Annotated in this window: 16 protein-coding genes; 13 read left to right on the forward strand and 3 right to left on the reverse strand. The window is 53.7% G+C overall.

All coding sequences use genetic code 11. The features are described 5' to 3' along the window. The first annotated feature begins 8 nt into the window (after nt 1–8). Entirely contained in the window at nt 9–947 is a 939-nt protein-coding gene (locus tag WKI47_RS22060; RefSeq protein WP_340229348.1) for a DMT family transporter, read from the forward strand. Between the two features lie 95 nt (nt 948–1,042). On the opposite strand, the gene WKI47_RS22065 is transcribed toward WKI47_RS22060, so the two are convergent. Continuing rightward, nucleotides 1,043–1,993, reverse strand: coding sequence for a D-2-hydroxyacid dehydrogenase (locus tag WKI47_RS22065; RefSeq protein ID WP_340229349.1), 951 nt, complete (start codon nt 1,991–1,993; stop codon nt 1,043–1,045). Nucleotides 1,994–2,177: 184 nt separating this feature from the next. Between WKI47_RS22065 and WKI47_RS22070 the strand changes: the two genes are divergently transcribed. Then, entirely contained in the window at nt 2,178–3,044 is an 867-nt protein-coding gene (locus tag WKI47_RS22070) for a YihY/virulence factor BrkB family protein (RefSeq protein WP_340229350.1), read from the forward strand. Nucleotides 3,045–3,046: 2 nt separating this feature from the next. Further along, entirely contained in the window at nt 3,047–3,664 is a 618-nt protein-coding gene (gene thpR / locus WKI47_RS22075; RefSeq protein WP_340229351.1) for an RNA 2',3'-cyclic phosphodiesterase, read from the forward strand. A gap of 543 nt (nt 3,665–4,207) precedes the next feature. Here thpR and WKI47_RS22080 read toward each other — a convergent pair. Both WKI47_RS22080 and WKI47_RS22085 read right to left on the reverse strand, forming a co-directional pair. Then, nucleotides 4,208–5,206 carry an anti-sigma factor gene (locus WKI47_RS22080; protein ID WP_340229352.1) on the reverse strand — a complete coding sequence of 333 codons (999 nt, stop codon included), beginning with the start codon at nt 5,204–5,206 and terminating at the stop codon, nt 4,208–4,210. Then, complete coding sequence (locus tag WKI47_RS22085; RefSeq protein WP_340229353.1) at nt 5,203–5,781, reverse strand: RNA polymerase sigma factor; 579 nt, start codon at nt 5,779–5,781, stop codon at nt 5,203–5,205. The genes WKI47_RS22080 and WKI47_RS22085 overlap by 4 nt, the downstream gene beginning before the upstream one ends. 190 nt (nt 5,782–5,971) lie before the next feature. Between WKI47_RS22085 and WKI47_RS22090 the strand changes: the two genes are divergently transcribed. From WKI47_RS22090 to tsaB, 10 genes are all read left to right on the forward strand, one after another. After that, nucleotides 5,972–7,594 carry a copper amine oxidase N-terminal domain-containing protein gene (locus WKI47_RS22090; RefSeq protein ID WP_340229354.1) on the forward strand — a complete coding sequence of 541 codons (1,623 nt, stop codon included), beginning with the start codon at nt 5,972–5,974 and terminating at the stop codon, nt 7,592–7,594. Between the two features lie 257 nt (nt 7,595–7,851). Continuing rightward, entirely contained in the window at nt 7,852–8,853 is a 1,002-nt protein-coding gene (locus tag WKI47_RS22095; protein ID WP_340229355.1) for a cell wall hydrolase, read from the forward strand. Between the two features lie 165 nt (nt 8,854–9,018). After that, nucleotides 9,019–9,702 carry a metal-dependent hydrolase gene (locus WKI47_RS22100; protein WP_340229356.1) on the forward strand — a complete coding sequence of 228 codons (684 nt, stop codon included), beginning with the start codon at nt 9,019–9,021 and terminating at the stop codon, nt 9,700–9,702. Nucleotides 9,703–9,921: 219 nt separating this feature from the next. After that, the gene (locus tag WKI47_RS22105) at nt 9,922–10,503 is read left to right on the forward strand and encodes a TetR/AcrR family transcriptional regulator (protein WP_340229357.1); all 582 of its coding nucleotides are present in this window, start codon (nt 9,922–9,924) and stop codon (nt 10,501–10,503) included. A 133-nt stretch (nt 10,504–10,636) separates the two neighbouring features. Next, a complete protein-coding gene (locus tag WKI47_RS22110) occupies nt 10,637–13,084 on the forward strand; it encodes a YhgE/Pip domain-containing protein (RefSeq protein WP_340229358.1) in 2,448 nt (815 codons plus the stop codon). 1,157 nt (nt 13,085–14,241) lie between these two features. After that, entirely contained in the window at nt 14,242–18,834 is a 4,593-nt protein-coding gene (gene gltB, locus WKI47_RS22115; RefSeq protein ID WP_340229359.1) for a glutamate synthase large subunit, read from the forward strand. A 185-nt stretch (nt 18,835–19,019) separates the two neighbouring features. Then, nucleotides 19,020–19,976, forward strand: a complete 957-nt coding sequence (locus WKI47_RS22120) for an ABC transporter ATP-binding protein (protein WP_340229360.1) — start codon at nt 19,020–19,022, stop codon at nt 19,974–19,976. Then, on the forward strand, nt 19,969–20,748 hold the full coding sequence (locus WKI47_RS22125) for an ABC transporter permease (RefSeq protein WP_340229361.1): 780 nt from the start codon (nt 19,969–19,971) through the stop codon (nt 20,746–20,748). The genes WKI47_RS22120 and WKI47_RS22125 overlap by 8 nt, the downstream gene beginning before the upstream one ends. A gap of 108 nt (nt 20,749–20,856) precedes the next feature. Then, complete coding sequence (tsaE, locus tag WKI47_RS22130; protein WP_340229362.1) at nt 20,857–21,393, forward strand: tRNA (adenosine(37)-N6)-threonylcarbamoyltransferase complex ATPase subunit type 1 TsaE; 537 nt, start codon at nt 20,857–20,859, stop codon at nt 21,391–21,393. After that, complete coding sequence (gene tsaB, locus WKI47_RS22135; protein WP_340229363.1) at nt 21,380–22,210, forward strand: tRNA (adenosine(37)-N6)-threonylcarbamoyltransferase complex dimerization subunit type 1 TsaB; 831 nt, start codon at nt 21,380–21,382, stop codon at nt 22,208–22,210. Before tsaE ends, tsaB begins: the two co-directional genes overlap by 14 nt. Nucleotides 22,211–22,216 lie beyond the last annotated feature (6 nt).

Consider the following 22,216-nt stretch of genomic DNA (forward strand, 5'->3'; position numbering starts at 1 on the left):
AAGAACAGATGATTATTCTCGGCTATGTCACGATGTGCCTGATTTTCGGGACGACTTTTTTGGCGATCAAGCTTGGCGTAGAAGCCGGCTTGCCGCCGTTTCTGGGCGCAGGGCTCCGATTTTTCGCGGCAGGCTTGCTGATGATGCTATGGATGGCAGCTCGGCGCAAGATCAGCTTTTCGCTGCTGCTGCGCAAAGAGACGCTGTTCACCGGCTTCGGCCTTACCTTCTTTACGTTTGCGGCGTTATATTGGGCCGAACAGTATATCTCGTCCGGACTGGCTTCCGTGCTGTCGGCGACAGGCCCGGCTTTTATCCTGCTGCTGCAAGCGGGCGTGTCTCGGATTCGTATTCCCCGGATCGCGCTGACGGGAACGCTGATCGGTACGGCCGGCGTCGCTTTGCTGCTGTTGCCGGGCACGGAAGGACAGCATGGGCAAATGTGGCTGATCGCCGGGTTGGTCATCGTGGCGGGAGAGATCGGTTATGCAGGCGGCGCTTTGTTGGCCAAACACGCCAGCCAGAAGATGCCTGAAGCTTCGCCGATCTCGCTTAACGCCGCGCAGATGATGCACGGAGGCTGGATGCTGCTGCTGTTGTCGGTACTGACCGAGGGAGGAGCCGCCGGCATCAGCAACTTCTCGCAGGCGATGGTTTCATTACTCTACCTGACGCTAATCGGTTCGATGGCCGGACATACGCTGTTCTATTGGCTGGTATCCCGCACACATCCGGTGTTCCCGACGACGTGGCTGTACGTTTCGCCGTTTATCGCGCTGGCGCTTGGTGCGCGTCTGTACGGCGAGCCTCTGCACTGGAATGCGGCGTTAGGCTCGTTGGTCGTCTTGATCGGGGTATTACTGACGAACGCGGAATCGATCCGTTCGCTGCTGCGCGCACGCAAAGCTTCTGTAGCCGTACGCCGTGAATCGCGGGATTCGGCGTAGGCGGGACAGTCTGGTATTACTAAAAAAGCACGGCATCCGACGTTTTCATGCGGATGTCCGTGCTTTTTTCTTCTATAATAACAGGTTGCTGTCCATCAGTACTTGCGCGAGTAATCCACCAGGTTGCGCGGCAGTGTCTCGCCTTTTACAAAGGCTTTCAGGTTGTCGATAAAAATCTCCGTGGCGCGCATATCGTAGTGGTCCGTGTTTCCCGCTACGTGAGGCGTGATGATGACATCCTCGCGTTTCCACAGCGGATGGTCTTCCGGCAGCGGCTCCTGCTCGAACACGTCAAGCGCGGCGCCGGATAGCGTACCCGAATCGAGCGCGGCGACGAGCGCATCCGTATCGACGCTCGGGCCGCGGCCCACGTTGATAAACAACGATCCTTTTTTCATATAACCGAAGCTGGCTTTGTCGAAAAAGTGGCGGGTATCGTCCGTCAGCGGCAAAATGTTCACGATCACGTCACCCTTGCCGAAAGCTTCTTCGATGCCGTCTGTTTGGTACATTTCGTCGATATACTCTTCGGGACGGCCCGAATGGCGCACGCCGATCGTGTGCATGCCGAAAGCTTTGGCAAGCTTCGCGGTCGCGCGTCCGATATGACCCGTACCCACGATAACCATCGTAAGTCCGGCAGCTTCGCCGTATGTGCCGCTCTTATCCCATTTGCCATGAACCTGACTGCGGATATTGCGGTGCAGGCTGCGGGTCATGGAGAGCAGTACCGCGAAGATATGCTCGGAGATCGGAATCGCGTGCACGCCTCCGGAATTGGTCAGCAGCACGTTTTTTTCGGCAAAACGATCCATCGGGAAATAATCGACGCCTGCGGACCAGGACTGCACCCATTTGAGCGTATCGCTTTCTACGGCCGCTTGTTCGAGTTTACGGTTCCAGCCGACCAAAATATCCGCTTCACGGATTTGTTCGGGGGTAACCTCCTTGATCGGAACGGTCTTCAGCTCGTAGTCCGGCGCAATGTCTTGGATCTGCTTCACGTGTTCATCGGAAAATTCATACAGCGTCAAAATCGTCGGCATTTCGGGTATTCCTCCTTCGGCTTCGAAAAAATCTACCTGTTTATCTTAGCAAAGTTTGCTTCATAAATCTTCCTGCCGTCATGTTGACGCGAGAGGACAGGGGGAAAACGGGTATAATACGGGTAGGCAAGGGAGCGGAACATATTTTGGACGTATCCGGCCGAATAACCTTTAAGGAGATCCAATGATCGGAAAATACGCCATGTACGCTTTTGATTTCGGCTATCGGCTGTACGTACGCATTCGCGACGACGAAGTGAGCGGGATCGGCGCCCAGCTTGCTTATTATTTGCTGTTATCGTTTTTCCCTTTTCTGATTTTTATCGTGACCTTGATCGGCTACGTCGACCTTTCGATCGAGCAAATGATGAATCTGGCGCGGCAGGTGGTGCCCGGCGCGGCGATGGATACGGTGGAAGGGATTTTGGGCGAAGTCACGCAAGGCGGCGGCGCGCTGCTGTCGGTCGGCATGATCGCGACGCTGTGGACGGCTTCCCGAGGAATCAACGCGATTATCAAAGGATTGAACAAAGCCTACGACGTCGAGGAAAACCGCAAATTTTGGCAGATCCGACTCGTTTCGCTGCTGTCCACGCTGGTACTCGGCATCGTCCTGCTGGTCAGCGTGCTGCTGCTCGTATTCGGGCGCTGGATCGGCGATCAGTTGAAAACGCTGCTGGACAACCCGCCGGGATTCGATAGCGTATGGGGACCTTTGCAGTACAGCATTCCGCTGGTGGTGCTGATCGCGGTGTTTACGGCGTTGTACTGGATCGCGCCCAATCGGCAGATTAAGCTGCGCGAAGCGGTTCCCGGCGCGGTGTTCGCGACGTTGGGGTGGATCGTGACTTCGCTGGCGTTTTCGTTTTACGTGAACAACTTCGGCAATTTTACGAAAACGTACGGCAGCCTCGGCGGCATCATCATTTTGCTGACGTGGCTGTATCTCAGTTCGATCATCATCATGGTCGGCGGCGAAGTCAATGCCACGCTCAAAGCGGGAAAAAGCGAACGGGTTCCCGTGCGTCATGCGACGAAAAGGAGCGTGTAGGGATGATCGAACGGCAAGAAGAGGCGGAAAAAGAAATGCCTGAATCCCAAAAAGCGGGAAAAGACCGGCCGCGTATTTTCGTCGCGGTTCCGGTCGGGCCGATAGTCGGAGCGGCCCTCTCCACATGGGCGGAGACGACGTTCGGCGCGGACAGCTTTCGCCGCTGGACAGACGTACGGGACGTTCATTTTACGCTGAAGTTCCTGGGGGATGTGGAACAGGAGCGGATCGCGGCGATCGAGGCCGCGTTGAAAGAGGCTTTGGCGCGCGAGACGCCGTTCGCGCTAGGGGTGGCAGGCGCGGGAACTTTCGGCTTGGCCGAAGCGCCGCGCGTGTTGTTTGCCGAGCCGGCCGAAGGCTCGGAGGGGCTGTGTCGCCTGGCCGAGGCGACAGAAGCGGCGCTTGCGCCGCTGGGCTTTGCGCGGGAAAAGCGAAGCTTCCGCGCGCATTCGACGCTCGCCCGCAAATATGCGGCGGGCGAGAAGGTGTTTGAGTCGTCGAAGCTTGAGACGGCTCCGGTATTGTCCGTTGGGACGGTGGACCAAGCGGTGCTGTACCGGACGCATATGTATCAGCGTCCTATGTATGAACGCATTGCAGAGTTTCCGTTGGGCGGATGAAGCCGGGCAGAATGCTGAATGGCACAACAACAGTTTGGTAGCATCCAAAAGCCAGGCAAGTGTCAAGTCGTTTTTTCCGAATCGTCTGTCGGATTAGCGAAATTTGCGGAAATAAGTGCTCAAGTACATTTATTTCTTTCGATCGGTTTCTGATTTTTTGCATAAGCGCAAATATACAGCTATTTGAAGAAAAAATGCGCAAAACCGCACGAGAACGAGAAAATAAGTGTATATGTGTATTTATTTTCTCTAAATCGCAAAATTCGTATCAAATAAGTGTATATACGCATTTATTGTCGTACTTGGGATTGAAGATTGCGTTCTGATTCCAACTTTTCATATCAGCTCGTGTTATGGCGTGTCTTCAAACCTCGATGGAAGCAGAGGACGAAAAGGCGGCAAAAGATGCACATTGGCAGGTTTGAAGACACGCCTTAGTAAAAAACATAAAAAGAACCCCCGAGTTTCCGTGATTTTCTGCGAAAACGATCAGGGGTTCTTTTTTTACCGTATTTTTTCAATAATAAGAACGAAGAAGTAAATTTAAGTCAAAGCCCCGGTCAGAACCATGCGTCCGCGGGGTTGATCGCCTTCGGCATCCGGTTCCAGTGTGATCGCGACCATGTCGTAATCGCCCGGCTCCATCGTGTAGGTCAAAGCTCCTTTGCCGTCGCCTGACAGGAAGGTTCCTGCGTTGATCGGCTGTCCATCTTTAATGAGCCACACCTGATACGCTTCACTGCCGCTCAAAGCGGGCAAGTCGCTGGCCTGAACAACCAGGCGCGTTCCTGTGTCGTCTTGAACCATGGCGGCCATGCCTGAAGCGTTTGGATCGTCTTCGCTTCCGACGAGTGCGACCGTACGATCGACCTGGGCGCCGACAGCAGGTTCGTTAACCGCCGCCAATTGCTGCTGCATATCGGATGTGCGTTGCTCCATTGCCGTCAGGTTGGAGCGCATCTCGTTCATCTCGCTGCGAAGCTGACCGGAATAGATCGCCAAAATAACAGCTGCTGCGGCCATGAGAGTAGCTGCGCCCGCCCATAGACTACGGCTGATTCGAGCCTTGGCACTTCGCGGCTCGATATCGGTCTGGGCCTTGGAGAGGGGGGCGACCTCTGCACCAAGAGCGGCTGTCCGATTTTGAGCACGCTCAGACAGACTGACTACATCTGCTTTCTGACTTACGTTTTCTTCAGCGGCTCGGCGGCTCGAATCTGCTTCAATAGTCTGTCTTGCTTGCTCCAGTAAGACTTCCGGGCCATGTCCTTGCTGTTCATTAGCAGGCTCGGTTGTTCGGTTCGATGCGCCTGAGCTGCCCAACACATTTGCCAGAATTCGGCTTTTCATTCCTGCCGGGGGAGCCGCCGGTTTTACGGCAAGCGCCAGCATGCCGGTTGTATCACGCAATTCAGTGATCCGTTGCTGTTCTTCGGTATTTTCGTACAAATAAGCTTCGTATTCTGCTTTTTCCATTTCGTCCAATCCGCCAAGCACGTAGGCTTCGGCGAGTTCCATCATTGATTCTTTGCGTTCGCTCATGCTTGCGTTTCCCCCCTTTCCATTCCCGCTAGTCGCTTCTGCAACTGTTTCAAAGCCAGTCTGACCCGGCTTTTGACCGTTCCGAGCGGGATCTCGTAGCGGTCGGATACTTCCTGTTGCGTTAATCCTTTGTAGTAGATCAGGTTGATGACCTGTTGTTGTTCGTCGCCAAGTTCTTGCAGCGCGGCCAGGACTCTTTCGCCTTCCAGCGTTCGTTCCACGGTCAACTCGGTATCCGATGTTTCGTCGAGTACGGCGTTCAAGTGTTCGTCCTCGACCGGGATGGCTGCTGCTCTCGCGCTGCGCCGTCTAAGCATATCGATGGAAATGTTTCGCGTGAGCGCGAACATCCAGGTCGATAGCTTGCCGTGTGAGGAGTTGTAACGTTCCGCATTGTTCCAAATCCGCATAAATAGCTCTTGTACCGCTTCTTCCGCTGCCATCGAGTCGTTCAACAGCCGGTAAGCAAACGCATAAACGGGTCGTTCGTAAGTGTCGTATAAGTGTTCGAGCGCCCCCGCGTCCCGATCCGCTATCCGCTGGATCAGTTGCAGGTCTTCCGCTTGTTCGTTCATCCAGGAGCTCCTCTCAGTATTCTCCCTTCTATTATAACGTTCGCAAAATCTTTTACTATGGATGACCCTATTTTCAAATAAAATTCCTTGCAAAAACTTTTTAATGGTTTAAAAGGATATAAATGGTTATATAGGGAGTGGTGAGCCTTTTTTCGGGCGGACCTAGTCTACAAAGAGGAGTTGTCAGAGAATGGGGAAAAGATTGGCGAAGTCGATATCGGTTTTGTTGGTGGTTTTGCTTCTGATTCCGACCCTTGCATCCGCTGCGCCCACGACACAGGGAAAAGCGGAAGATTTGCGCAGCGCGCTGGGGAGCGTGCTTGGCGAACATGCTTTGCTTGCGGTCATCGCGATGCAGAAAGGTTACGACGGAAAAGGTGATTTCGCTCAGGCTGCCGCCGCGTTGGGCGCAAACACCGACGATTTGACTGCCGCGATCGCTTCGGTGTACGGCACGGAAGCCGGAGCCGCGTTCAAACCGATCTGGGCTTCGCATATCGGATTTTTCGTCAATTATGTCACAGCGGTAAAATCGGGCGATATGGCGGGCAAGCAAAAAGCATTGGATAATCTGGATGCTTACCGCGTGCAGCAAGCGAAATTTTTCGCCGATGCTAACCCGAATCTGAACCAAGCGGCGATCGAAGCAGGTTTAAAAGTGCATATCGATCATTTGTTGTCGGCATTCGATAGTTATGTAGCCAAAAATTATACACAAGCTTACTCGCAAGCCGATATGGCCTACAAACATATGTATATGACAGGAGACGCGATCGCCGGAGCGATCGTCAAACAATTCCCGGCAAAATTCCCGGGGGATTTGACAAGCGCGTCTTCGAATCTTCGTTCCGGACTGGACCAAATCTTGGGCGAACACGCGATTTTGGCGGTTTGGGCCATGCAAAAAGGAATCGACGGCGCGCCGGACTTCCAAAACGCGGCCGCGCTCCTTTCGCAAAATACGGACGAATTGACCGCAGCGGTCGCTTCGGTATACGGCAACGATGCAGGCGCGGCGTTCAAACCGATCTGGGCTTCGCATATCGGATTCCTCGTTGATTATGTAACCGCAACAGGCGCCAAAAATACGGCCAACCAACAGCTCGCCAAAACCAATCTGGCTGATTACATCGTCAAACAAGCAACCTTCTTCTCCGGAGCCAATCCGAATCTGCCGCAAGCTACGCTGGAAGCCGGTTTGCGTGAACACATCGACCAATTGATTAGCGCTTTCGACGGCTATGCGGCAGGCAATTACACCAATGTATATCCGACTGCGCGCGAAGCTTACCATCATATGTTCATGTTCTCGGGCGCACTGAGCGAAGCGATCGTCAAGCAGTTCCCGGCCAAGTTCGAACCGGCAACCACGCCGACGACACCGACTACGCCAACGAATCCGGGAACCCCGACTATGCCGGGTATGGATATGACTCCGCAAGTCATCAAGCTTAAAGTCGGCAGCCGCACGGTAACCGTGGACGGCATGGCGATGACGATGGACGTATCGCCTTTGATTCGCAACAATACGACGTATATTCCGCTGCGTTATTTGGCGGAAAGCGTAGGTGCGCAATTGAAATACACCAAATCTTCCAAAACGGTCCAGCTCACCCAAGGCGGCGCTACGGTGACGTTCCAAATCGGTCAAGACACGTTCTGGGTAAACGGAACCAAGCAAAGTTTGGGAGCGGCCGCGATCGCGGAAAACGGACGCACGCAAATTCCTGTTCGGGCCGTTACGCAAGCTCTTGGATGGACGGTCGGATGGAGTGCTTCCAACGGTGAGATTACGCTTACAAAAGCTCAATAAAAAAATTTTTTAAAGCGAAAAAAGCGGTGCTACACGCTACTTTGAGTGTACTGGAAAACATTGAAAATTGAAAAAAAGATGAAAAAAACGCACATGTGAGCTATAATAGGCCTTGTGCGTTTTTTTGATTTTCCCTTTCTAACCGTAAAAACACCAAAAAAGACGAACGTACTTTCGGTAAAAATCGGATTCAAATCCGATTTGAACGGTTACATAGGAAGGGAGTATGCCGAGAGCAAGGAGGCAAGGAGGACATTATGGAACAACTTAAAAATAACCGTTGGGTCGCGCTTTTGGTTGGCGTGATCTTGATATTCGTTTGTGCAGGAACCGTATGGGCCGTAAATGACGTACGCACGTCTTACGCGGAAGCTGCAGAAGTAACAAGCGCAGGCATGGGGGCCTGTGAATTGACCGACTTGGTATTCGACGAAGTGTTGCATCCTGAATTTAAGGCAAGGACCGCCGCTTGGACGCAACATGAAGGGCAGAAAGCAGGCTCTTCGGCGGACAAGCAGCAAACCGATCTTCTGTCCGCTGCCAAAGAAAAGTCCGTTTCCGGGCAAGAACCGGTTTCCGAGAAAAAAGCCGCTTCCGAAACAAAATCCGAAAACTCGACAACCGCAATTTCGAAAACTACTCAAAAAGAGACTACATCGAACGTCTCTAATCAAAAAAAGAGCACACAGGAAAAGGCTACGTCCACGCCCGTTTCCGCTCAGAAGTCCGCATCCGCGGCACAAGTCGATTCGAAGCAAGAAAGCGCAGCAAAGGCCCAAAAAGCTGCTGCTAAAGAATCGGCAACATCTCTTACTCCCCCAACCCAACTATTTTTCACTAGAACTGCTCTGCTCAGTCAAGATCAGGCTTCCCAGGCCACCTGGACCTATGATCTGTCTAACGAAGATCTGCTTTTGCTCGAAAGAATCGTTATGGCAGAAGCGGAAGGTGAACCGTACGCAGGCAAAGTGGCTGTCGCCAACGTTGTGCTGAACCGTCTTCGGTCTGCCAATTTTCCCGATACCGTTCGTACCGTGATCTATCAGAGATACCAGTTCTCGCCTGTGCAAAACGGACGTTTCGACCGCGTTACGCCTTCCGAAGATTCCGTTAAAGCCGTTGCCGAAGCGCTAAACGGCCGCAAGGAAGTTCCGGACGATACGTATTATTTTGTGTCGATTTCATTGGCTACCGATATGACGATTCCAAACACGCGCACACCCGTCAAAAAGATCGGGCATCATACCTTTTTCAAATAAGCTCCATACGGCATTAAGGCTTCAAGCGAAACGATTGCGAATTTGGTATACATACCTTTACGCGTTATAATTAAGCGAAAGCCGTATACGCAAAACCGTTTTTTGAACACGTGACCGCACGTTATTCAAACACGTCCATTCGAACGCGAAAGGAGCATGTCGTTTATGAAAATCACGTATTTCGGACATTCCGCATTGCTCGTAGAAGGTGCAGGCAAGTCGGTCATCATCGATCCGTTTCTGTCCGGCAATCCCAACTCGGGGGTTAATCCTGCGGATATCAAAGTTGACGCGGTACTGTTGACTCATGCGCACAATGATCATTTTGGCGACACTTTAGAGATTGCAAAAGCGAATGGCTGCCCGGTCATCGCACCTGTCGAGCTGGCGAATTATTGTCAAGAGCAAGGTGTACAGGCTATCGGCATGAATATCGGCGGCTCGCATCAATTCGATGGCTTTAAAGTAAAATATACGTTAGCCTTCCATAGCTCCTCGTTGACCGTTGGGGATCGCATTATCTATGGAGGCGAACCGGCAGGGATTCTGCTGACGTTGGGCGGAAAAAAACTCTATCATGCAGGCGATACGGCATTGTTCGGCGATATGAAGATTATTGGCGAGCTAAACAAGATTGATCTTGCTGCTCTGCCTATCGGTGATTTCTTCACGATGGGTCCCGAGGATGCTCGCGTTGCAGCCAAATGGATCGGGGCTCCCAAAGTTCTTCCGATGCACTACGATACGTTCCCGCCGATTAAGCAGGATGTCGACGCCTTCTGCGCCGGGCTCAAAGAAGACGGCATCGAAGGGATTCCTTTGAAAAATCGCGAAAGCGTCGAAGTTTAACGGAAGCAAACGGCAGATCGAAGTCCTGATCATACAGGGGCTGCCGCGACTCTTCCGACGGGTCCTTTCCGCTTCAGCGGAAGGGACCTTTTTTCAACGGTAAGGAGCATGTACACAGAAAACCCTTGCCACGCAGAAAAGGCTATGATAAATTATAAATGACCGAATGACCGTTTTATTTTTTTAGTCAAACCAGTAAATACAAAGAGGAGGGGGAATATGGCTGTCGTCGACCGCCGTGAGCAGGTATTGCATGCGGCTGCCCAGTCGTTCTCGCTATTTGGTTACAAAGCGACCACGATGGACCAGGTTGCGAAGATCGCCAATGTGGGCAAAGGAACCATCTACACTTTTTTCGAAAACAAAGAAGAGCTGTTCGATGAAATCTTGCTGGGGGCGATCCATGAGTTACGTCGCCGGGCCGAGGCCGAGATTCACGCCGAACGACCTTTTTTCGAAAATGTCTACCAAGCGCTGGACGCGATTTTGGAGTTCCGCGAGGAGCATGAGTTGTTTCTGAAGCTATCGCAGGAACTGCGGGATATCGGAACGCCGCAGGCGAAGGCCGCCTTATTCAAGGTAGAAAGGGTTGTCCTGGAATTCCTTGAACATGTCATTCGCGAATCGATGGAAAAAGGCTCGATCCGCGAAGGCAATGCCGAGGTAATCGCTTTTGGCATGTTGAAGCTATTCATTGCGTTAACCGGGGAATGGGAGATGCATCATCCACCGATGTCGAAGGAAGAATTGAAGCGTCATATGTTTACTTTTTTGACGCAAGGATTTACCGCCGCACCCTGAGCGTTAGTCTCGGGAACGACGGGCCTGCTGAAAAAGCGGGCCGTTTTTTTGCCATAAAATGACCAAATGATTAATTCGGTCATTTAGTTCTGATAAAAAAATAGAAAAGTTTGAGACCGAGGAGAGAAACGAAGTGAAATCTTTAGCCGTATTTTTCAACGATTTGAAGACGCATTTGAAAAATCCGAAGATTCTGATTCCGATTATTGTCGTCTTGTTTATTCCGGTGCTGTACAGTGGATTGTTCCTCAAAGCCTTTTGGGACCCTTATGGCAAAATGGATGAGATTCCGGTTGCTGTGGTCAATCTGGATCAAGGCGCAACGTACGATGGGACGACCTTGCAGGCCGGACAGGATCTGGTCGATGAGCTAAAGAAAGACGGATCGTTCGATTGGCAGTTCGTTAACGCGGATACGGCTGCTCAAGGCATGGAAGACGAGACCTATTACATGCGAATCACGATCCCCGAAGACTTCTCGCAAAAAGCGACGACTGTACTCGATGAACAACCGCAGACGGCACAGATCGAATTCTCGCCGAACAAAGGGTACAATTTCCTCGCAGGTCAAATCGGCGAGACCGCGATGAAAGAAATCAAAGCGAAAGTATCGGAAAAAGTCACGAAGACCTACACCGAGAAATTGTTCGTCAAGCTGGACACGATCTCCGAAGGATTCGGCGATGCAGGCGAAGGTGCCGGCAAACTGAAGGAGGGAGCCGGAGAGCTTGGCAACGGAGCGGGAGCACTGAAAGACGGCGCTACCCGGTTGAAGGATGGCTTGGCACAAGCCGGCGACGGAGCTGTGCAATTGAAAGATGGAGCAGGCCGATTGGAAAAAGGAACGCTTCAACTTCAAAGCGGTGCCGTGACGATTCAGGAGAATCTGGATAAGCTCGCTGCTGGGGCGGTAACTCTGCAAAATGGACAAGCCAAACTCGAAAAGGGCGCAACCCAGCTGAAAACGGGGTCAGACTCGTTGCAAGCAGGCGCTAGCCAACTGGCAGGCGGCCTCGGTCAATTATCGGATGCACACGGTACGATTGAGCAAGGTTCGACAGCACTGGTGCAGGGAGCGACGCAGCTTCAAGCCGGAATCGGTCAAGCGGCTGAGGGCGTAGGCAGCCTTCGGGATGGCTTGAAACAAAGTGCCTCCGGCAGTGCGCAGTTAAAAGAAGGTCTTGTCGCTTCCAGCGCAGCTAGCGCGCAACTGAATGCAGGCGCACAAGGCGTAGCCGACGGGCTGGAGCAGTTGCTTCAAGCATCGCCGCAGTTGGCACAAAGTCCGGATGCGCAGAAGTTGCTGGCTACAGCGAAGACCGTGGCTGCGGGTAGCAGCGAATTGAGTGCAGGCCAGGCCAAACTAAGCGCAGGAGCAGAGCAACTGGATGGCGCGCAACAGCAAATGCTGAGTGGCGCCGAACAGCTTGCTGCTGGAGGTACGCAGCTTCAGAGCGGTGCAGCGAGTCTGGTTGCCGGACAGCAAAAGCTTGGCGAAGGCCTAAAGCAGTTCGGTGCGAAGCTGGATGAAGCGGCGACTGGCGGTCAAACATTGAGCGCAGGAGCAGGCAAGCTTGCTGACGGAAGCGAGCAGTTGGTTGCCGGATTGGGTCAAGCCAAAGCCGGAGCCGGAGAACTGGCCTCTGGTGCTCGGCAGCTGAGTGCCGGAGCAGGCAAGCTTGGCGGCGGTGCGGGCGAATTGGCTTCGGGTGCCGCGCAACTGGGTGCCGGAACAGATACATTGGCTGCCGGAGCGACCAAGTTGCAGGATGGAGCAGGCAAGCTTGAAGAGGGAGCGGGCAAGCTGCAAGACGGCGCAACCCAACTCGCCGACGGCTCGGGCGAACTGCAAACCAAGCTGGACGATGCGGCTGTCGAGACGGCGGACGTCAATAAAAGCGACGCCAACGCGCAAATGTATGCCGCTCCGGTCGAATTGAACGAGACGGTCTATCACGACGTGCCGAATTACGGTACCGGCTTTGCGCCTTACTTCCTGTCGCTGGGTCTGTTCGTAGGGGCTTTGATCTCGACGCTGGTTGTTCCACTGCGCGGTTCTTCCGTCGCTGACTCGACAGGATGGAACCGGTTCGTCAGCCGCTTCCTGTCGTTCTTCGGCATGAGCTTGCTGCAATCGGCTTTGGCAATCGTCGTAACGTTGTTTGTACTGAAACTCGAAGTTCAAAGCGTCGCGTTGTTCTGTCTGTTCACATGGGTAACCAGCTTCTCGTTCACCATGATGATTCAGGCGTTCGTCACGTGGTTGGATAATCCGGGGCGGTTCATGATGCTTCTGCTGCTGATCTTCCAACTGACCACCAGCGCGGGCACATTCCCGCTTGAGCTAATCCCGGACTGGATGAAAGGCTTCAACCCATGGATGCCGATGACCCATACCGTAATTGGTTATAAAGCGGCGATCTCCACGGGCTTGACCGAACATGTATGGAGTCAGACTCTTCTGATGGCCGCGATCGGCGTCGTCTGCATGATTCTGACCCTGATCTACTTCTTGCGTAACCGCGATGTTCGCACGCCGGAGACGAGCGTAAAAACGGTTCCGGCGCAAGCGCACGCTTAATCGCGCTGAGAACCAAGCAAGCATGCTGGAAATATCGCGGCGTACGATGCGCCCTATATAATGGTAGATAGCCGATTTTGTTAAAACGTGTACCATAGGCGGACATGGTCGTTTGCGCGTTGAACGCGTCTTCGATTCCGTTCTTCGTCCAGTATAAAAAGCGTCCAAGTCAAAGACCGCCTCTTCGACAGAAGGGGTGGTCTTTTCGTTAAGAAAGCCACACAGGCGGAAGCAAGAAAAGACTTCTGGAAAAACTCGTTGATTTAGTAGCTTGACCATATCCAATCTAAGGTTTACGTTCATCGGAAACATACACGGTTCAAGTGGGTTTTCGGGGGGCGTAACTTAACCTTTTAAGCGGTCAAGCTACCAGGCTTCCTAGCTTCCGAAATACGCTTCTCTGAGGAGATAAGTCGTGTATGGAGATCGGGAAAAGACAAAGCGGTTGGAATAAGTGCAAAAATACACTTATTCCGTTCGATGTGCTCCCGAATCTTTAAATAAATACGAATATGCACTTATTTGAACAAAAGACGGGTAAAAGATCGGGATATGGAGCAATTAGCTGCATATTCGTATCTATTCTTCCGAAATCGCAAAATCTGAAGAAAATAAGTGTATATCCGTATTTATTTTTAAAACGCCGATCGGAAAGTATCCGGATGAAGCTCATTCCGTCAAAGTCGCACAAAACTTTTCGTCAGCCCAGCCCACAACGTGGCGCCTTCCTTTTTTGCACATTTTGCATCATTGCTTGGACTAATCGCCGCAAGCATAGGCAAAGCCTTTTTTTTGTCGTATAATGACTCAAAATCATACCTGTCTTTCTTTGTAATCGTTGCGGCAGGCTGCCGTCCCGTCTGACGCATCACTGTACTAATGCTTCTCCGCACCAGTAATTTTGATCAGGCTGATCAAAGATTTAAATTGCGCGTCTTACGAGCCGAATGTTACAATGGGGGAACTAAAAATCCAACTGCGACCCTGCTTTTTGCAGGATGTGGAAGACTGCTTTTTGACCCCTGCGGAGCCTCCGTTGGGTGCGAAAAGGAGTCTGTTCTCTTATATCCGTGGCTTTTCAGCAGCTTGCGACGTGCGAGCGCCTTATCTCTTTGTCGGGATGAATGAATTTCATTACAGAAAGGTTGTTTGATGAAATGACTGGATTGCCTCCGAAACAGGGTCTATACGATCCGCAGTTCGAAAAAGACGCCTGCGGCATGGGCTTTATTGCCAATATCAAAGGAACGCCCGCGCACAATATCGTTCGCGACGGATTGACGATGCTGGAAAACATGGAGCACCGCGGCGGTCAAGGCGCGGAGCCGAACTCCGGCGACGGAGCGGGCATCATGCTGCAAATCCCGCACGACTTTTTCGCGTCCCAGGACTTGGGCTTCACGCTTCCGGCAGCCGGGGACTACGGGGTCGGCATGTTGTTCCTGTCTATGGACGACAAGATCCGTGCGCGTCACGAGTATCTGCTGGGTGAGATCATTCAGGCAGAAGGACAAAAGCTGCTTGGATTCCGCACCGTACCGACGGACGACAGCACGCTGGGCTTCTCCGCGAAAGCGGCCAAACCTTGCGTTCGCCAAGTGTTTATCGGACGCGGAGAAGTGAACGGAACGGACGATCTGGCTTTTGAACGGAAATTGTATGTGATCCGCCGTCTGGCCGAGATGTCGATCCGCTATGCGGAAGGCGAAGGCGCGGAGTCGTTCTACATTCCAAGTTTGTCGAGCCTCAAGATCGTGTACAAGGGCATGCTGACAACTGCGCAGGTCGGATTGTTCTACCCCGATCTGGCGGACGAAAAGTTGGCTTCGGCGATCGCGCTGATCCACTCCCGTTTCAGTACGAATACGTTCCCGAGCTGGGATCGTGCACACCCGTATCGTTTTATGATCCACAACGGCGAGATCAACACGATGCGCGGCAACGTCAATTGGATGCACGCACGCCAAGCGCTGTTCGAGAGCGAAGTATTCGGTCCTGATCTGGACAAAGTAAAACCGGTCATCAACCCGGACGGCTCCGATACGGCGATGTTCGATAACACGTTCGAATTTTTGTACCTGAGCGGACGCTCGCTGCCGCACGTTGCCATGATGATGGTGCCGGAACCGTGGAGCAAGCACGAAACGATGGACGATACGAAAAAAGCCTTTTACGAATACCATAGCTGCCTGATGGAGCCTTGGGACGGACCGGCTGCAATGGCGTTCACGGACGGCGTGCAAATCGGCGCGATTCTCGACCGTAACGGACTTCGCCCGGCACGCTACTACGTAACCAAAGACGACCGGATCATCCTGTCTTCCGAAGCGGGCGTACTCGATGTCGCGCCTGAAGACATTCTGTACAAAGACCGTCTGCGTCCAGGCCGTATGCTGCTGATCGACACCAAGCAAGGCCGCATCGTGTCGGACGAAGAAGTGAAAGAACAAATCTCGTCCGAGCAGCCGTATCGCGAATGGTTGAACGAGCATATGATCAATCTGGACGAACTGCCTGACGCGCAAGAGCCGCCGGCTCCGAAGCACGAGAACGTGACGCAGCTGCAATTGTCGTTCGGCTACACGTTCGAAGAGCTGCGCAAAACGCTTGAACCGATCGCTTCCACGGGCATTGAAGCGACAGGCTCGATGGGCTACGACGCTCCGATCGCGGTGCTGTCGGATAAGCCGCAGCGTCTGTACAACTACTTCAAGCAAATGTTTGCCCAAGTGACGAACCCGCCGATCGACGCGATCCGCGAAGAAATCGTAACCTCGGCTTCGACCGCAATCGGTGCGGAGCGCAATTTGCTGGTCGCAGAACCGGAAAGCTGTCGCATGATCTCGCTTGACACGCCGGTCCTTTCCAATGAAGATTTCGCGAAGATCCGTCACGTACACCGTCACCGTCCGGGCTTCCGCGCGATGACGATTCCGATCTTTTTCGAAGCGGCTCGCGGCGCGGAAGGTTTGCGCGATGCGCTCGACGCCATGTGCAAAGCGGCTGACCGAGTGATCGACAAAGGCCACAACATTCTGATCTTGTCCGACAAAGGCGTGGATCGCGAAAACGCGGCGATTCCGGCATTGCTGGCTGTTGCGACGATGCACCACCATTTGATCCGTCAAGGCACGCGTACCAAAGTGACCATGCTGCTCGAATCGGGCGAACCGCGCGACGTGCACCATTTCGCGCTCTTGCTCGGCTACGGCATCAGTGCGGTGAACCCGTACCTGGCATTCGAGACGCTGAAAGACATGATCGCTCAAGGCATGCTCAGAGGCATCTCGCACGAGAAAGCCGTTAAAAACTTTATCAAAGGCATGACCAAGGGCGTCGTGAAGATTTTGTCCAAAATGGGCATTTCGACGATCCAGTCTTACCGCGGCGCGCAGATCTTCGAAGCTGTAGGTCTCAAATCGGACTTCGTGGACCGTTACTTCACCTGGACGCCGACCCGTATCGGCGGTATCGGCCTGGAAGAAGTGGCATTCGATACGCTGCTGCAACATAACCGCGCGTTCTCCGACAAAGACGGTATCGACAAGGTGCTGGATTCCGGCGGCGATTACCAATGGCGCAGTGACGGCGAGGAACATTTGTTCAATCCGCAAACGATCCATTTGCTGCAACATGCCGTTCGCACGGGCGATTACGAAACGTATAAAAAATATGCGCGATTGGTCGAAGGCGAGTCCAAAAAGCATCTGACGCTGCGTGCGCTGCTGAACCTCAAACCTGTCGGCGAACCGGTTCCTTTGGAAGAAGTCGAGCCGATCGAGTCGATCATGAAACGCTTCAAAACCGGCGCGATGTCGTTCGGTTCGATCAGCAAAGAAGCGCACGAATCGCTTGCGATCGGCATGAACCGGATCGGCGGCAAAAGCAACACGGGCGAAGGCGGCGAAGATCCGGCGCGCTTCGTGACGGATGCGAACGGCGATTCCCGCCGCAGCGCGATCAAACAGGTCGCTTCGGGCCGCTTCGGCGTCACTTCGAACTATCTGGTCAATGCCGACGAGATTCAGATCAAGATGGCGCAAGGCGCAAAACCGGGCGAAGGCGGACAATTGCCGGGCCGTAAAGTGTACCCTTGGGTAGCCGAAGTGCGGGGTTCCACGCCGGGCGTAGGTCTGATCTCGCCTCCGCCGCACCACGATATCTACTCGATCGAAGATTTGGCCGAGCTGATCTATGACTTGAAAAATGCGAATCCGCGCGCGGACATCAACGTGAAGCTGGTATCCGAAGTCGGTGTCGGCACGATTGCGGCAGGCGTTGCCAAAGGCCGCGCCGATATTATCCTCGTCAGCGGTTACGACGGCGGTACGGGCGCGTCGCCGCAAGGCTCGATCCGTCACGCGGGTATGCCGTGGGAGCTGGGTCTTGCCGAAACGCATCAGACGCTGATCCTGAACAATCTGCGCGACCGCGTCGTGTTGGAAACAGACGGCAAAATGCTGTCGGGACGCGATCTGGCAGTAGCCGCATTGCTCGGAGCGGAAGAATATGGCTTCTCGACGGCGCCTCTCGTGGCGGTCGGCTGTATCATGATGCGTGTCTGCCAGCTGGATACTTGTCCGGTCGGCGTAGCCACGCAGAACCCGGAACTGCGCAAAAACTTCATGGGCGATCCGGATCATGTCGTGAACTTCATGAAATTCGTGGCCGAAGATCTGCGCGAACTGATGGCTACCCTCGGCTTCCGCACCATTCAAGAAATGGTCGGCCGCACGGATTGCCTGGACGCGGTAGACGCTTCGCACCATTGGAAAAAGAAAGGGCTGGATCTGACGCCGCTGTTGCACATCCCGCAGCTTCCGGAAGGCAGCTCGCCGTTCCGTACGCAGACGCAGAACCACGGCCTGGAGCATACGCTCGACATGCGCGAACTGCTGACAGCCGCCGCCCCTGCTTTGGAAAACGGGGATAAGGTCGAAGCGGAGTTCAAGATCACCAACGTGGACCGCGCGGCAGGCACGATTCTGGGCAGCGAAGTCACGCGTAAATACGGTGCGGCCGGACTTCCGGACGACACGATTACGCTGCGTTTTACCGGTTCGGCAGGTCAGAGCTTCGGGGCGTTCGTGCCGAAAGGCATCACGCTTCAAGTCACTGGCGATTCCAACGACTATGTCGGCAAAGGCCTTTCGGGCGGCAAAATTATTGTTAAGCCCGATCCGAAATCGACGTTCAAGTCGGAAGAAAACATCATCATCGGCAACACGGCCCTTTACGGCGCGACAGGCGGCGAAGCGTACATCAGCGGTATTGCCGGCGAGCGCTTCGCGGTCCGGAACTCCGGCGCAAAAATCGTCGTCGAAGGCACGGGCGACCACGGTTGCGAATACATGACCGGCGGACGCGTGGTGGTGCTCGGCGCGACGGGACGCAATTTCGCGGCAGGCATGTCGGGCGGCGTCGCTTACGTCTATGACGGAGCAGGCGATTTCGTCAACCGTTGCAACCTGGAGATGGTGCTGCTGGAAACGATCGAAGACGCGGCGGAAAAAGAAGAAGTCCGCGGCATGATCGAACGCCATGCCGAGCTGACCGATAGCGGTGTAGCGAAGCTGATTCTCGACGGTTGGGAACAGACGTCGGCACGCTTCGTCCGCGTCATTCCGAAAGATTACAAACGGATGCTGGAGCAGATCGAGAAAGCGGAATCGACAGGTCTGACCGGCGAAGCCGCATTGCTGGCAGCGTTTGAAGCCAATATGCGCGAGCTGGCCCGTACAGGCGGCTGATTCGGGTTGTTGTTCGAGGCATGACCCCGATAGCTTGAAGCTTTACTTTTTATCGTTTCCAAAGCCCATCTGTTTCTCTTGGAGAAACAGGTGGGCTTTTTTGCTGAAAATAACGGATGTGACGCCCAGCTATGTTACATTGTTAACGTAGCGTTTTTCAGAGATCATCCAAAGGAGGCATGCACATGGAAACGATCAGCGAAAAGATCACTCAAGCAAACGACAAGGCTTCTATAGTCAGCGAACCGGTCGTCCGTTTCAAAAACATCGTCAAAACAATCGGCCGCAAAACGATCATCGAAGGACTGACACTCGACGTTCCGCCGGGGCAGGTATTCGGATTCCTCGGACCGAACGGATCGGGCAAAACGACGACGATCCGCATGATGACCGGCTTGATGAAAATGACCGCAGGGGATATTGCCATTTGCGGACACAGTATTGCCGGAGACTTCGAGCGGGCGATCGCGCAGGTCGGAGCTATCGTCGAAAATCCCGAAATGTACAGCTATCTTAGCGGCTACGCGAATTTGCGGCAGTATGCCCGAATGCGCTCCGACGTATCCAAAGAGCGGATCGACGAAGTGGTTCGTTTTATGGGCTTGCAGCAGCGGATTCATGACAAGGTATCCACCTATTCGCTCGGCATGCGTCAACGGTTGGGCGTCGCGCAAGCGATCCTGCATCGGCCCAAGCTGCTGATTTTGGACGAACCGACCAACGGTCTCGATCCGCAGGGTATCCGCGAATTGCGCGATTATCTGCGCGAGTTGACGCGCCGAGAAGGTACGACTGTGTTCGTATCGAGTCACTTGCTCAGCGAAATGGAACTGATGTGCGATTCGGTCGCGATCATTCAGGCAGGCAAGTTGATCGACGTGCGGCAGTTGAACAGCGAAACGGATACGGAGACGCTGCTGGAAACGATCTTCGACGTCTCGCAGATCGAGCAAGCGATCGCGCTGCTCGGCGGAGGCGAAATTCGCGAGGGCCGTTTGGTCGTGCGCACGAATCGCGAAGGGATTGCCGAAATCAATGCGCGTCTGGTACAAGCGGGAATCGCGGTATACGGCATTCGTCCGCAGAAGCGCTCGCTGGAAGATCAATTCCTGGAGATGACGGGAGGCGGACAGATTGTCTAACTTTTTCCGATTGGTGCATAACGAAAATATCAAAATCCATGCCCGGCCACGAACATGGATTATGCTGGGCATCTTGCTGTTAGTCGCGATTCTGATGCCGGTCTTGTTCCGTTTCGTGAGCGATGGAATCGGTATGTGGAGTTCGATGAATACGATGCTGCAATTCTGGTTCCTGCCGACCGTTTTTTCGATCGCCGTGGCGGCGGATTCGGTAGCGGGCGAGTTTTCGCGGGGAACGATCAAGCTGCTGCTGATTCGTCCGTGGAGCCGGATCAAGATTTTGCTTTCCAAGTACGTCTCGATACTGCTGTTTATTTTGACCTTGTACGCGCTGCTTATGCTGGTAAGCCTGGGCATGTCCGCAGTATTGTTCGATACTTCATCCAGCTCAAGCGATATTTTGGGTCAACTCGCGGGTAGCTTGGCCGACTATTTCTGGTGGGCGTTGCTTTATCGGTTAGTCGATACGTTGATCTATGTGACGATGGCCTTCATGTTCGCTTCTTTGTTCCGCAGCAACTCGCTGTCCGTGGCATTGACCATCGTGTTGATCTTCATGGGCTCGCTGGTGACGCTGCTGGCCGACCCTTCCAAATACGAACTCGGTCGTTACCTGATCTTTGCCAACCTGAACCTGGGTCAGTACCTGGCTTCCGATACCGGGAACTACGGCGTGACCACGCTTGGATTTTCGATCGCCGTGCTGGCCGTCTATTATGCGGTGTTCCTGGGCCTGACCTTCTGGGTTTTTCGGAAAAGGGACGTGGCGTAAAGCGGGAGTGTTGAGCATCACATATTTGCGCTATAATGAGAAGATCAACAAACCGGTCGGCTTGCAAGTTAGCGGCTGACCGGACAGGAAGCGAAGGTGGAAGAAAGCGTGCACGCATATGAAAAAGCAACGAAATCGTGGGTATCGCACGGCGAAGCGGATACCGCAGCTTTAGCGGCGTATTTTGCGAATTTGGCCCAGCCGGGGACGGTCGTGGCACTCGATGGCGATCTGGGCGCGGGGAAAACGAAGTTTTCGCAAGGTTTTGCCGCTGCGCTGGGCGTCAAAGGTGTCGTGAACAGTCCTACTTTTACGTTAATTAAAGAATATGAAGGGCGTTTGCCTCTCTACCATATGGATGTCTACCGGATCTCGCAGGATGAAGCGGAGGATCTGGGCTTGGACGAATATTTTGAGGGCCAGGGCGTCTCGCTGGTCGAATGGGCTTCGATCATTCCGGACCTGCTGCCGGAAGAACGTCTGAACCTGCATATTGAGCATACGGGAGGCGAAGGCCGGACCATTCATTGCAAAGGTGTCGGCACTCCTTATGTACAGTGGATCGCAGAGCTGCCCGAACCGCCACAAATAACGAACGAAGCAGGCGCAGCGCAAGGAGAATCGAAGAAGGATGGGGAATTATAAGATGGAAAAGCCTAACCGATCGCAGGGTCGGATTCTTGCGTTGGATACGTCCAGCGCCGCGCAAGCCGTAGCGGTGTTGGACGAGGCCAACGTATTGATCGAGAGCAATAATCTGGCGGAGCGCAATCATTCGGTTAATCTGCTGCCGGAGATCGAACGCGCCCTACACGATTCGGGGACAAACAAACGCGATCTGGCCGCTATTGCGGTCGGCGTGGGGCCCGGTTCGTACACGGGAGTACGTATTGCCGTAACGACGACGAAGACTTTGGCTTGGGCTTTGAAGCTTCCCGTAGTCGCCGTGTCCAGCCTGGAAGCGCAAGCGGCTTCCGGATTGGAGATTGCGGCTCTTCGTGGAAAGACCTGGATTATTCCGCTTGTCGACGCCAGACGCGGACAAGCTTATACTGCGTTATTTGAAGCTAAGGCGCCGGGGGAAAAGAAATCGGATTCCGATAGATCAGAAGACGGTTTTTCCATGCAGCGCTTGGCGGACGATGCTATTTTGCTTACAAGCGAATGGACAGCGAAGCTTGCTGAACGATTCAACGCACTTGTTCCATCCGAGCGGCCGGACCATATCCTGTTTACCGGAGAAACGGTCAAACATGCGGAAACCGTACTTGCGATCGCCGAGTTGGCCGGAGTGTCTGCGGAACAGGTGAAGTTGCAGGATTGCGTAACCGAAGCACGCTGGATCGGCCGGATCGGGCAGCGCAAGCTTGCCGCGGGCGATACTACCGAAGCGCATTCGCTTCTGCCGAACTATACGCAGGTGACCGAAGCAGAAGCAAACCTGCTTCGTAATTCTCAATAATCGGAT

Source organism: Saccharibacillus sacchari (genome assembly GCF_037722395.1).
GTDB lineage: Bacteria > Bacillota > Bacilli > Paenibacillales > Paenibacillaceae > Saccharibacillus > Saccharibacillus sacchari_A.